Origin of the sequence: Fictibacillus sp. S7 (assembly GCF_004127935.1) — a bacterium.
Classification (GTDB): domain Bacteria; phylum Bacillota; class Bacilli; order Bacillales; family Fictibacillaceae; genus Fictibacillus_C; species Fictibacillus_C enclensis.
Map to the genome: position 1 here is coordinate 2,567,050 of NZ_QJKL01000001.1, position 12,387 is coordinate 2,579,436.

The following is a 12,387-nucleotide window of genomic DNA, read 5'->3' on the forward strand; positions in this document are numbered from 1 at the left end:
ATAGAGGTATGGTGGATGAGAATTGGATTAATGCGTCATTTTAAAGTAACAAGGGGGTATCCCAGCGGATTTTTTTCATCGTCTGACCTGATGAAGTGGGTGGATGAATATGATGCTTCCGGGGTCGAAGAGTCAGAAGTTGACCTTGGGGGAGTAGATTGGAAGACGTGCTATTCGAGCAATCTTTCAAGGGCAGAAATCACAGCACGGCGGGCGTTTAAGGGAGAGATTACGTTTTTGGATGAATTAAGAGAAATCAGGCTTTCTCCTTTCTTTCGTTCAAACATCAAGCTTCCACTGCCCGTTCATCTCTTATTTATCCGGATGGCCTGGCTGATGAAACATCCCTCACAGAACCCTGGCAAACAAGAGGTTCTCCAGCACATCAGAAATACGGTGGACCGTATCACCGGGCATCAGGAGGAGAATATTTTAATTGTCTGCCATGGCGGTGTGATGATGTTCATGCGCAAAGAGCTGCTGAAGCGAGGCTACAAAGGCCCTAAGCTTGGCCGGCACATTGAACATGGGAAAGTCTATGTATTTGAGAATTGAAACATGAGAAACTTCTGTTTTTCGCTTGTCGAAACTCAGAAGTTTTTTTGTTGATTTGGTTTGCGTTTCCCAACGAACTTCATCACCGTAATAAGGTGAGTGGTAACCGTAAAAGCGATTAAAAAGATGGCCTGTATCAGCAGGATCACGTCCATCGCCCTGCCCTTTTCACCTGAATAAAAATACCCGATTCCTAAAAAAAGAAGAGTAGCAGCCCACCCAGAGACTCCAGATATAAATGATGTACTCCCCGAGCATTATTTTCCTCCTCCACCAATGTAAGCCTTATCATTTTCGCTCAATACGAAATATTTTAACAATTTACTCAATTACCCTTGTACTGCCAGTTTTTTGCTGGTATGATAATGAACATTGAATTCACCGTAGAAGGAGTCTCGTCATCATGAAAAATGGGATATTAACTATACTGGTTCTGCTTCCTTTCGTTGCGCAGCTGGCATTATTGCCTTTTGTCAACAAGATTGGCCCCATCGTTTTTGGGTTGCCATTTTTCCACTTCTGGTTATTTTTGTGGATCATTTTAACCCCTTTATGCACCTATGGCATCTATCAACTTCAGAAATCAAAGGGAGGCTTGGAGTAACATGCAAGGCAATTTAACAGCACTGTCTATCACCATTTTTATCATTTTAACCGTAGTGCTCATCGGCTTCCTTTCCGGCCGTGATAAAAAAGTCCGCAGCTCTGTAGAAGAGTGGTCGGTTGGCGGAAGACGCTTCGGCGGCCTGCTCGTCTGGTTTCTTGTAGGTGCGGATCTGTATACCGCCTACACCTTCCTGGGTCTTACCAGTACAGCCTATACAGGAGGAAGCCTCGCTTTTTTTGCGATTCCGTATTCTGTACTCGCCTTTTTTATCTCTTACTTTTTTCTTCCAAAGCTTTGGAAGGTGGCTAATCATCATAAATTAACAACATTGGCTGATTACGCAAGAGAGCGTTTTGACAGTAAGCTTCTATCTATTCTTATTGCAATCGTCGGCGTACTCATGCTGATTCCATATATCTGTTTGCAGCTCAGCGGTATCCAGGATACGCTGCAAGTTGCAGGAACCGGCTTTATCAATGTAAAGGTCGTGGTGATCACTTCCTTCCTGCTCGTGGCGCTTTATACCTTTTTCAGCGGTATTAAAGGACCAACATACACAGCAATTATAAAAGATGTTCTCGTTTGGGCCATCATGCTGTTTATGGTCGTGTCTCTTCCAATGATTCACTTTGGAGGCTGGACTCCGATGATGGACCGTCTTGTTAAGGATGCACCGCAGCTGTTAACCATACCAACCGACGGGCCAAAGGGTATTCCCTGGTTCATCACTGCATCACTCGTCTCTGCGTTAGCCCTGTTTATGTGGGCACACGCGGCAACCGGCGTTTTCACAGCAAAAAGTGCAGATTCAATCCGCAAAAATGCGATGTTCCTGCCGCTTTATAATATCGTTCTTATTCTTGTTATTTTCCTTGGATTCATCGCTTTTCTTGTGCTTCCGAAGGGAACGGATCCTCGCTTTGCCCTGTTGACGCTGATCCAGTCATCTTATGGCGGTGTCGCACAGGGGCTGGCGTATTCAACCATTGCCCTGGCTTCCTTGATTCCATGTTCCATCATGGCCATCGGGGCATCCAACCTGTTTGCCAATAACATTTACCGTGATTGGATTAACCCCAAGGTTAAACCTTCCCGTCTTACCATGATTACAAGGGGTATGGTATTTGTTGTTATCGGACTGGCCCTTTTATTCGGCCTGGTCTTCCCAAGTGCCCTGGTTTCCCTGCAACTGCTCGGTGTTTCCGGCATGGTGCAAATCTTCCCGGCGATTGTCATCAGCCTTTTCTGGAAAAACCAAACAAGAGAAGCGACAATCATTGGTTTGCTTGTTGGACTGGCCACAACATTTACGGTCTACGGCACTGGCAATTCCTATGGCATCTACGAAGGATTCTGGGGACTCGCTGCGAATTTCCTCGCGGTTGTTGTGCTTAATCCGCTTTTTGTGAAGAAAGCAAAGAGCAACGCCAACCCGGTAAAAGAGTTCTTATTTAACAAAAATCAAAAAGAAGCCTCCCTTGCCAAAAAAGGAGCTTAACAAAAGACCGCCCGGTGTTCCGGGTGGTCTTTTTTTGTTATCATAAGTTCTTGGCATGAAAGGTATCGCCGCCTTCGATGGTGCCGTTCTTCAATCCTTTGTTAAACCAGCGCATCCGCTGCTCTGAGGTTCCGTGGGTAAAGCTTTCCGGCACCACATAGCCCTGGGCCTTTTTTTGCAGAGTATCATCCCCTACTGCACTGGCCGCCCTGATCGCTTCTTCTACATCTCCTTTTTCGAGGAGGTCCATGCCTTGTGCCTCATGTGCCCATACTCCTGCATAATAATCAGCCTGAAGCTCGACACGCACCGATTGGGCATTCGCTTGGGTTTTGCTCAAGTTCTGCCGTGAGCCCTGATCCATCGTTCCCAATAGATTTTGCACATGGTGCCCCACTTCATGGGCAATCACATATGCCATGGCAAAATCCCCCGGTGCATGAAACTCGTTTTTGAGCTCCTGATAAAAACTCAAATCAATGTAAAGCTTTTGATCTCCTGGACAGTAGAACGGGCCAACGGATGAACCCGCAGTTCCGCATGCCGATTGAACGGTGCCGTTATACAAAACCAGTTTTGGATTTTTATACTCCTTCCCCTCTTCCTCAAACTCTTTTTTCCAGACATCTTCCGTATCCGCAAGAACCACCGACACAAACGAAGCCAATTCCTTTTCCTGATCTGATTCTTCATAGGGGACAGAAGAGTTATCTGTACTTGTCGTGCTCAAGCTGTTCAGCACATCGCTCGGGTTTCCGCCAAGCAGCATGACGACGAGCACAAGAACGATCCCGCCTAATCCGCCGCCAACCAGAGTTTTCCCCCCCATTCCACGCCTGTCTTCCACATTTGTGCTTTGTCTTCTACCTTGCCATTTCATACGCATCCTCCCAGCTGCATGTTCAGTTACTAGTGAATATACCCATATTTTTTCTGATTAAAAGGTAAAAGAAATAAAAGAGCCAGCAATACAAGCAAACTTCCGCCGATGATTGACCATTTTATAAGTTTACTGAAATCCGGTTCTACCACTGATCCCTCAGTCGACGAGTGGATCTTCTTCCACATCCTTTTTGAACTCAGAGTAGGGAACACCTGAAGCTTTATAGTGCAGGGAACTATTATTCAGAAGAATCACTCGTCTATTTTCTAAAAGGAACCATGAATCCGTACGAGCCTTTTCTCTTATTCTTTTACTTTCTTCATATGTAATTAATTCCTTTTTACCTATGATTAGCTCACCGAATATAAGGGTATTGAGTTACAAAACCATTAAAGGAGGAAGCAATCATGAAACTTGAAGTTCTATGCAATGTGGAAAACTGTAAGTATTGGGCAGAAGGCGACCAGTGTGTTGCAGACTCTATTTATGTTATCGGAATGCACGGAGAAGAAGCGGACAACGTAGCGGAGACAGCTTGTAAAACCTTTGAGCACCGTGAATAGCGGAACACAAAGAAACGACACTCGCATTGAGTGCCGTTTTTTTATGCTTATCTTGATTGCATTTTTTCGTCCAGTTTGGCAAAAGCTTCTTTCAGCCTGTTCTTGGGCACTCTGCTGTACAAATCCCCCAGACTCACCTCAAAGCTACTGCCGTTTTCTCCATTTTCTCTGACATGCCCGGTAAGTCCGATCCCGGTTTCCTCATAAAGCGGTGCAAGTATGGCTTCCATATCTTCCTTACGGGCCTCAATATGGACATGAAACATATTAGAAACCGGCACCTTCGGAAGAGTGGTGATTCCAGAACAATGGTTGTAAAATTCAGCGAGTTCTTTTGCTTCTTCATAATATTGGTTCATCTTATGTATATGCTGATCAAAGTAATAATCCGCACTCAAAATGTAAGGATAAAGACTAATTAAGTCCCCCCCGTGCCGGCGTTTCCATACCTTTGATTTCTCGGTAAACTCCCCGCTTCCCGCCAAAACCGCCCCGGCCATTCCGCCGATCCCTTTATATACCGAGATATATACGGAATCAAACAAAGCGCAAACTTCTTGTGCTGATTTTTTATAATAGGGAAGCACTTCAAACAGCCGGGCTCCATCAAGATGCAACAAGATGCCCTTTTCCCTGCAATACGCCGAGATTTCCTCCAGAGTATGGTAGTCCGGCAACTGACCGCCGATTTCACGCTGCGGCAGCTCAAGCAATATACAGGCAACCTCTTCTTTTATATTCATCACATCATCCAGAGTGATCACCCTGTGCTCGTCTGCCAGCAAAATTGGCATGATGTGATGCAATTCCTTAAGCCCGTCTTCTTCATGGATCTCAAGGTGGCATAACGGATGATAAGCTACCGTCTTCAACTCTTTTTCATCACACCAAATCCTAAGTGCAATCTGCTGGGCCATCGTCCCGCTTGGAAAAAACACCGCTGCTTCCTTCCCCAACACGCCGGCCATCTTTTCCTGAAATTCTTCAATTACTTTTCCCCTGCCATACATATCGCTTTCCAGTTCGCCATTCAAATCCTCTATGGCATCCTTCAGCACTTGAAGGTTTCTTGGCCCGTGGCCGTTCACATGATAGTCTGCCTGTTTAAAAGCTTTCATAAAGATATCTCCCACTGAATAAATCCTCCCCATGACCGGTTGGTAGATTTTCTTCCCTTCTTTCATTTTACTTAAGAAGGTTTTTATTGTACATATGGCGAAATTTTAACGAAGTTTGGAACTATTTGCGGAAAGGGGAGATTCAGGACTGCACGCTGCTTTTTTTCAACGAAGGTTTTATGCAGTTGATTTGGTTTGCCATAAAAAGGGAGGTACGCTATGAAAACTCAAATTGAGCAAAATGGTATTGTAACCCTGACTGATGAAGCAACCAAGAGTGTAAGTGACAGTGAATTATGGAATGATGACCTCCGGCCCACAACCGAAAAAGAACATACCTGGACCGGCTTGAACTTTGCCACGCTGTGGATTGGGATGTGCCTTTGTATTCCCGCCTACACCATGGCCAGCGGAATGATTTCGCTCGGTATGAATTGGTGGCAGGCGATTGGAACCATTTTTCTTGGAAACGTGATTGTTCTTATTCCGATTCTATTAAACTCTCATGCCGGCACAAAATTCGGCATTCCTTATCCTGTGTTCGCCAGGTTATGGTTCGGGTCAAAAGGGGCTCATATTCCTTCCATGGCCCGTGCCGTTGTTGCCGCTGGCTGGTTTGGCATCAACACGTGGATTGGTACGACTGCTATTGATGTTCTGTTATCCGCTTCCTTCCCTGCCTGGAAAAACCTGACCGGGCACACAGCTATTATCTTTGCTTTATTTTGGGCTTTAAACGTGGGTGTAGCCTATAAAGGGCCTCAGGCGATTAAGGTTCTCAGCTTAATTGCAGCGCCCGTGGTCGGGTTATCAGCTTTAATTCTTATGATCTGGGCATTTACCAACGCCGGTTGGGGGCCTATTTTGTCCACACCATCCAAGTTCACAACAACCGGTGAGTTCCTTAAAGTATTCTTCCCGACACTGACCGGAGTCATCGCCTTCTGGGCTACACTGGCCTTAAATATTCCGGACTTTTGCCGCTATGCAAAAAACCAGAAATCACAAATGATCGCCCAAAGCTTCTCTCTTCCCCTCACCATGAGCATTTTCTCCTTCATCGGCATCGCCGTTACTTCAGCAACTGTTGTTATTTTTGGTACAGCCATTTGGGATCCTGTTCAATTGCTTGCCAAGTTCCCGCCGTTCATCATCTTTTTAGGAACCATTATCATCGCCATGGCTTCTCTAACCATCAATGTTGGCGCAAACATAGTCGCGCCAGCCCGTGCCATTGAGAACTTGTATCCGAAGCGCATTACCTTTGGCATTGGTGCACTGATAACCGGAGTGTTCGCCATTCTCATGCAGCCGTGGTTCATCATGTCCAATTTCGGAAATTACATTTTTGGCTGGCTGGGTACATATGCGGCCCTCCTCGGCCCTATTGATGGGATTGCCATTGCCGACTATTGGCTCGTCCGCCGGAGAAAAATGGCCCTGAAAGAACTGTATGAACCAGCCGGAAGGTACAATTATTCCTCTGGATTTAATAAAAATGGTGTATATGCGCTTATTATCGGAGTAGCCGTGCCCGTTCTCGGACTTCTCGTGCCGGGTCTTCGATTCCTGTGGGATAACGCCTGGACATTCGGCCTTTTTATTTCCATGTTCGCTTATGCCTATTTAATGAAAAACGATCAAAGCGTACTGAGCCCTGGAGAATACGAAGCCATTACCCAGATTCAGGCTCCAGACCCCATGGAGCGTCTTGCCAAATAAAAGAAAAAACAGGACGTGTCCACCGGGACAGGTCCTGTTTTATTTTAAAACGTAGATTAAAAACTTCTCGTACGGATTGCTGTCATAAAGCCCCGGCAGTCTTACTTCCTCTTTCAATTCAAAGGCTGTCTGGTCGTCCAAAAAATAGGTATACTCTTCTGTCGCATAATATAAGATCAGTTCCACCTCACGCGGGAAGTGTTCCACGGATAGCAAAATATTGTTGATGACCTTCATGAAAATTGGCATCGTAAACGGGTTAAAAAAGTAGAAGCGGTTATCCTCCGGGTGAATGGGATATTCTTGCGCCAGAGCACAATAAAAATGGATACGATCTCTGCTCTTTTGGTGTTTTTTCACATAAGCATCCAGGTTATTCATCGCATCCTTATAAAATTCCTCATTCACCTCTACACCAGTCACCGCATTCTGATAGAAATGGTTGATGTAAAAACTGATTCTTCCCTTTCCGCAGCCAAAGTCCACCACCCGGTCACCCTGCTCCAATCGGTATTCACGAAATAAACCTTCCAGCGCTTCATAAGGGGTAGGCTCGTATCGGTGATAATGGGAAGTGACACTATACACCTTTTGCTCACCTTTTGTGGTGATATTCAGCAATTGATCATAATCCTTTTCATTCATCTGGCTGCTCCTATCTGTTACTGTACATAGAAAAACCCCCGGCTGCTATAGCAGAGGGCGGATTGATTAAAGGTTGGGACTGTGTGTCTCCAATTGAAACTTTCATGGCGGCTCCAAGAACAATATAAACCATCACTTCAACCATGACAAACTTTAAGATAAGAGATTTCAAATGATCCCCTGTTTATCCTCCTTTTTCCATTATAGCTATGATTTACCCACTGTATGGTTTCATAAACCCCATTAACTATTTACGTATATCTTAACTGAACTAATCCCGATTCAAAGGTTTCGCACGATTCCAATGTCAGTTTTTTTCCGTGGTCCATTTCCTGAAACAAACGAATACCGCTCCCAAGGAAAACCGGAATAATGGAGATCACATATTCATCAATGAGATCATGTTCTCTCAATACCTTGACCGCTTCAGCGCCGCCATCAATAAAGATATTTTTTCCTTCCTCTTTCTTCAGTTGATCAATGAGTTCCCGAACATCCCCATTGTAGAAATCTACCTGGCCATCACTTCCACTTTTTGACCGGGACAGGACATAGCATTTTCTATCCTTGTGAGAAAATTCGATTCCAAAGGAAAGCACGACATCATATGTCTTCCTTCCCATAATGACCGTATCCACGTTTTTTACAAATTCCGCATAGCCATAGTCCTCTCCCGGCCGTTCCACACTGGAAAGCCAGCTGAGATCATCATCTTTCCCCGCAATAAATCCATCGAGGCTCGTCGCTATATAGAGCACAACTTTTCTTTTTTGATCCATTAGTTTTTCCCCTTTCACTATTTTTTGTTCAATCCGAGTATACTAATGAATAATGACATCCTTTGTCATATTTATTATGAATGAAGAGAGGGTAAATAATGCGCGCTGACCGGCTGATTTCCATACTCTTATTGCTGCAAAACAGGGGGAAAATGACTACAAAGGAACTGGCAAATGAACTTGAAGTCAATCCGCGGACGATCTCCCGTGACATGGATGCCCTGAGTTCTGCCGGCTTTCCGGTGATCGCTGATCGAGGAACCTCCGGCGGATGGCGGCTGCTTGAATCTTACAAGACCAATTTGACAGGGTTAAAAGCAGAAGAAATCAAAACGTTATTTCTCCTGCCTTCTCTCCACCTGATGAAGGACCTTGGAATTAGTGAAGACTGGCATTCGGCCCGAGAGAAACTGCTGGCTTCGCTTCCTGCCTCTTTTCATGGACAAGCCCAGGATGTCTGGGACCGGATCCATATCGATACAAATTCATGGAGGCAATCACCCGAGAAGGTTACCGCCTTTACCATTCTGCAAGAATCGCTTTGGCAGGACAAAAGGCTTCTCATCCAGTATGAACGGGTCGATGGTGAACAGCGGGAACGGATAGTTTCTCCTCTTGGTTTGGTTGCCAAAAGCAGCACATGGTATTTCATCGCAGGTGTCGGCCGGGATATTCGAACCTACCGTGCGTCCAGAATCTTGTCTGCCCAATTCACTGATGAAACGTTTGAACGGCCGGCAGACTTTAGACTCGCCACATTTTGGGAACAATCATCACAGCAATTCATTCAGTCCCTGCCTACCTACGAGGTGGAGGCAGAGCTTTCTCCCTCGATCCTCTCCCGGATCAAGTTTACCGGGCGCTTTGTGCAACAAATCCACCTGGAGGATTCACTTCCAAATGGATGGATTCCCGCCTCGTTTTGCTTTGATACCGAAGAAGAAGCTGCTCAATATAGTTTGGGATTTGGCAACCAAATCAGAATTGTATCGCCAATGCGTCTAAAAGAGATCGTTTATTCGAGGGCAAAATCTTTGATCGAAATGCTGGAAAATGACCAATAAACCAAAAACCCGCCTGAAATTCATTCCAGACGGGTTCAGTTCCACTGTGACAGAGGCTGCAAGTTATTCTACATCTACTTCTGTTATTTTTATAAATACATAAAGGTTTTCAATCGCTTTTGTGGAAAGGGATACTGACTAATTGAGAGAAAGTGAGTGACCACAGATGACAGAAAAAACGGCCGTACAGGATGTGTATCCCGATGATTATTCGTGGTGTTATGGATGCGGAAAACTAAATGATAAGGGCCATCAATTGAAAACAAGATGGCATGGAGATAAGACCGAGACGATCTATACTCCACAGCCGGAACATACGGCTGTTCCCGGGTTTGTCTATGGAGGACTGATTGCTTCATTAATTGATTGCCATGGAACAGGATCTGCCTCGCTTGGCCTGCACCGGAAAAATGGACATGAACCTGGTGATGGCCATGAACCGCCGCGGTTTGTGACAGCCTCGCTGAAGGTGGACTTTATGAAACCTACCCCTCATGGCACTCCTTTAAAAGCTGTGGGGACACTTGAAGAAGTTCATCCGAAAAAGTGGAAAGTACATACTGAGGTATTTGCAGGTGAGACTCTTTGTGTAAAAGGAGAAGTGACGGCAGTCGTGATGCCCGATTCCTTCCTGAAACAAACAAAAACCACCAACCCTTCATAGGGGTGGTGGTTTTATTTATCGGGCCCTGACGTTGGCAACAATGCCTTCCTCGTCGTCCAGCACCAATTCCAGACCAGCGGAAATCGGATCAATATTCATCTGTGTATCCAGATAAAAACGAAGTGCTTCAATAATGTTCGCTTCGATCAGCACTTGTTTTCTGCCTCCAACGTAAGCTTCAGCCGAAAACCCATAATCATCATCAAAGAGCAGTTCTACCTCAACGTCTTCTGGAGCTGCTTCCTTTTTATTGGCAAGGTGCAGACAAAGGGCGTTGATAATGTCCTGCTCAGAGAGCATTATCGTTTCCATCGATCATACTCCTCACGCTTGCGGCGGCTGTTTTTTATGTTTGAGAAGATACGAGTAATCAGAGAAATAATGACCAGAATGGCGATCACGTTAATAAAGAGGCCAAGCAACGAACCAAGTCCGCCCATATTACCAAGCAATCCGCCAAACAGCATACCCGCAATACCACCGAACATCATGCCTTTTAAGAATCCGCCTTTTTGGGATTTTGCAGCTGTGCTTTTATTTTTGCTGAAAATGCTGTTTTGCTGTTTGTTTTGGGTACTTTTGTTTTGGAAAAATGAATTTCCGCTTCCTTTGTTCGAATTGAACGATTTAACCCCCGAGCGATAGCCTTTCGCACTTACAGTCTGGGCATGATCATGAAAAACAATGTCTTTTACAGGCATCAATACAAACGTCATGACCAAGGTAGCCGCAATCATCTTTTTTAACATGTTCTATATTCCCTCTTCCATTTTATAGTCTAAAAAACTTGTCCTCTATCATATACGGTAAGGATAACAAAAAGTTTCATTTTAATCCAAAATTTTAAAATTTGTTTTCGAGACAAATCACCGAATAACGAAGGATACCTTGTCATTTAATGGTTCCATGGATGTCCTCCATTCTAAAATGTGATCCATTTAACTATACTATCTAGAAGAGGCTTTTTTCATGGTTAACCCCTTAACTTTGGAATTTTTTTCAAGTGTTTTTAGTCCGGTTTATTTTTTTAATCAACGTATTATGTATAATGGAGTTGAGTCCAACTAACAACGATATTCTGACAACGGGAGAGTTTTTAATGATTGAAGTTGATGACGCCGGAAACGGGTGTCCGATTCTGGGAGAAGTATTTGCGGCAAGACGGATGGAAACAGGAGAGCATGCAGCCGTTTATATCCCGCTTCCACAGGAAACGGCAGACAGAACATCCAAAGAAGAGCACATCATGTCTCTTTTGGAAAAATTAAACGTGCGAAAGGATGAAAAACTTCTCCTGTGCCGTGGAAATACACTGAATGGATTCAGCCACTTTCTGGAGAAACGAGGGTACCACGTAGAACGGGGAAAAATCTCCGAAGAAACCGATCAAATCGCTGAAGCCTTTTTCATGGAGTGCCTGTATGAAATCGGCTTTCCAAGGGACTTGTCCCTGTCTGACAGAGCCTACTATGAATTTTATCAAATGGTGAAAATTTGGTACATCTGTTTTTATAACGGCAAACAAAACCTGTTTAAATCCGATCGAAAAGGCAATGTGAAACGGCGTGGATTTATGCATAACCCCGTTTACCATTATCCTCAGGTACTCGGTATGCTGTTTTATCACGACCAATAAAAAGAGACACGTTTAAAACTAATCGTGTCTCTTTGTTATTCATTATTCAGTTACTGCTCTACAAGCCGAACATCCTCATCAGTCATAAAATAATCATGGTATCTCATCAGCTTGTCCTTAAGATCATCTGAAACACGCTCGGCATTGTAGGCACATACCGTAATGACCTTTACATTTTTGAGCATTTGATCGACTTCGATTTCAAATTTTTCAAGCGTCTCTTCAAGCTCCTCCTGCGAGCCCCATTCCACATGACCCCATGTCCGGACAGAATTATCCTTTTCGATTAAAGGGGTTACAATATCAGAGAACTTGGATAAAATTGTTTCCGGATAAAAGTTGCCATTCCAGAAGTAAAAATCAAAGTTATTAATGAAATGCACGCTCTCTATCTGCTTTGGTGTTAAAGTTTTTTCCAATTCCTTTTGAATCATTGGAAAAATGCGTTCGTTTTCCAGAAACAGTATGTACTCCTATGTACTCCCCCTGCTCAATACCCGCCATAATGTAGGACACTGCGTTTTGAATATAATCCTCCACTTTATCAGAATAATAAAAGACATGAATGCCTTGACCTTGCATGGATTCCTGTTGAGTGAACTGCGTAAGGCTTTTGTTCAATTTTGTATCCCCTTCCGCCTGACGTAAATGTT

General features: G+C 44.4%; 16 protein-coding genes. 8 read left to right on the plus strand and 8 right to left on the minus strand.

Translation table 11 applies throughout. The features are described from left to right. The first annotated feature begins 15 nt into the window (after nucleotides 1-15). The 3 genes from DMO16_RS13225 (at nucleotide 16) to DMO16_RS13235 (ending at nucleotide 2,660) form a co-directional block, all read left to right on the plus strand. Nucleotides 16-555, plus strand: coding sequence for a histidine phosphatase family protein (locus DMO16_RS13225; protein WP_129477951.1), 540 nt, complete (start codon nucleotides 16-18; stop codon nucleotides 553-555). Nucleotides 556-958: 403 nt separating this feature from the next. Continuing rightward, nucleotides 959-1,159, plus strand: a complete 201-nt coding sequence (locus DMO16_RS13230; protein WP_425590038.1) for a DUF3311 domain-containing protein — start codon at nucleotides 959-961, stop codon at nucleotides 1,157-1,159. A 1-nt stretch (nucleotide 1,160) separates the two neighbouring features. Next, nucleotides 1,161-2,660, plus strand: coding sequence for a sodium:solute symporter family protein (locus DMO16_RS13235; protein WP_129477955.1), 1,500 nt, complete (start codon nucleotides 1,161-1,163; stop codon nucleotides 2,658-2,660). 40 nt (nucleotides 2,661-2,700) lie between these two features. Here the strand turns inward: DMO16_RS13235 and ypfJ are convergent, their stop codons facing one another. Further along, nucleotides 2,701-3,540, minus strand: coding sequence for a KPN_02809 family neutral zinc metallopeptidase (gene ypfJ / locus DMO16_RS13240; protein WP_129477957.1), 840 nt, complete (start codon nucleotides 3,538-3,540; stop codon nucleotides 2,701-2,703). A gap of 410 nt (nucleotides 3,541-3,950) precedes the next feature. On the opposite strand from ypfJ, the gene DMO16_RS13245 reads away from it, so the two are divergent. Continuing rightward, nucleotides 3,951-4,106, plus strand: coding sequence for a DUF1540 domain-containing protein (locus DMO16_RS13245; RefSeq protein WP_074440614.1), 156 nt, complete (start codon nucleotides 3,951-3,953; stop codon nucleotides 4,104-4,106). A gap of 47 nt (nucleotides 4,107-4,153) precedes the next feature. Here DMO16_RS13245 and DMO16_RS13250 read toward each other — a convergent pair whose 3' ends face one another. Further along, complete coding sequence (locus tag DMO16_RS13250; protein ID WP_129477959.1) at nucleotides 4,154-5,224, minus strand: threonine aldolase family protein; 1,071 nt, start codon at nucleotides 5,222-5,224, stop codon at nucleotides 4,154-4,156. Nucleotides 5,225-5,443: 219 nt separating this feature from the next. On the opposite strand from DMO16_RS13250, the gene DMO16_RS13255 reads away from it, so the two are divergent. Next, entirely contained in the window at nucleotides 5,444-6,946 is a 1,503-nt protein-coding gene (locus tag DMO16_RS13255; RefSeq protein ID WP_061974677.1) for an NCS1 family nucleobase:cation symporter-1, read from the plus strand. Nucleotides 6,947-6,985: 39 nt separating this feature from the next. Here DMO16_RS13255 and DMO16_RS13260 read toward each other — a convergent pair whose 3' ends face one another. Together DMO16_RS13260 and DMO16_RS13265 are read right to left on the minus strand one after the other, a co-directional pair. Then, nucleotides 6,986-7,591 (minus strand): class I SAM-dependent methyltransferase, encoded by a 606-nt coding sequence (locus DMO16_RS13260; protein ID WP_129477961.1) that lies wholly within the window; start codon nucleotides 7,589-7,591, stop codon nucleotides 6,986-6,988. Nucleotides 7,592-7,842: 251 nt separating this feature from the next. Continuing rightward, nucleotides 7,843-8,370 carry a dihydrofolate reductase family protein gene (locus DMO16_RS13265; RefSeq protein ID WP_129477963.1) on the minus strand — a complete coding sequence of 176 codons (528 nt, stop codon included), beginning with the start codon at nucleotides 8,368-8,370 and terminating at the stop codon, nucleotides 7,843-7,845. A gap of 98 nt (nucleotides 8,371-8,468) precedes the next feature. Between DMO16_RS13265 and DMO16_RS13270 the strand changes: the two genes are divergently transcribed. Both DMO16_RS13270 and DMO16_RS13275 read left to right on the plus strand, forming a co-directional pair. Continuing rightward, on the plus strand, nucleotides 8,469-9,434 hold the full coding sequence (locus DMO16_RS13270; RefSeq protein ID WP_129477965.1) for a helix-turn-helix transcriptional regulator: 966 nt from the start codon (nucleotides 8,469-8,471) through the stop codon (nucleotides 9,432-9,434). A 166-nt stretch (nucleotides 9,435-9,600) separates the two neighbouring features. Continuing rightward, entirely contained in the window at nucleotides 9,601-10,098 is a 498-nt protein-coding gene (locus tag DMO16_RS13275; RefSeq protein ID WP_129477967.1) for a PaaI family thioesterase, read from the plus strand. 15 nt (nucleotides 10,099-10,113) lie between these two features. On the opposite strand, the gene DMO16_RS13280 is transcribed toward DMO16_RS13275, so the two are convergent. Both DMO16_RS13280 and DMO16_RS13285 read right to left on the minus strand, forming a co-directional pair. Continuing rightward, entirely contained in the window at nucleotides 10,114-10,410 is a 297-nt protein-coding gene (locus DMO16_RS13280; RefSeq protein ID WP_129477969.1) for a YxcD family protein, read from the minus strand. After that, nucleotides 10,398-10,847 (minus strand): hypothetical protein, encoded by a 450-nt coding sequence (locus tag DMO16_RS13285; protein WP_129477971.1) that lies wholly within the window; start codon nucleotides 10,845-10,847, stop codon nucleotides 10,398-10,400. Before DMO16_RS13285 ends, DMO16_RS13280 begins: the two co-directional genes overlap by 13 nt. A 350-nt stretch (nucleotides 10,848-11,197) precedes the next feature. Here DMO16_RS13285 and DMO16_RS13290 point away from each other — a divergent pair, with 350 nt between their 5' ends. After that, nucleotides 11,198-11,734 carry a hypothetical protein gene (locus DMO16_RS13290; protein ID WP_129477973.1) on the plus strand — a complete coding sequence of 179 codons (537 nt, stop codon included), beginning with the start codon at nucleotides 11,198-11,200 and terminating at the stop codon, nucleotides 11,732-11,734. Nucleotides 11,735-11,784: 50 nt separating this feature from the next. On the opposite strand, the gene DMO16_RS13295 is transcribed toward DMO16_RS13290, so the two are convergent. Together DMO16_RS13295 and DMO16_RS24325 are read right to left on the minus strand one after the other, a co-directional pair. Beyond that, the gene (locus DMO16_RS13295) at nucleotides 11,785-12,168 is read right to left on the minus strand and encodes an MEDS domain-containing protein (protein WP_129477975.1); all 384 of its coding nucleotides are present in this window, start codon (nucleotides 12,166-12,168) and stop codon (nucleotides 11,785-11,787) included. Next, nucleotides 12,104-12,355: a hypothetical protein gene (locus DMO16_RS24325; RefSeq protein ID WP_164988920.1), complete on the minus strand. Its 252-nt coding sequence runs from the start codon at nucleotides 12,353-12,355 to the stop codon at nucleotides 12,104-12,106. Before DMO16_RS24325 ends, DMO16_RS13295 begins: the two co-directional genes overlap by 65 nt. Between the last annotated feature and the right edge of the window lie 32 nt (nucleotides 12,356-12,387).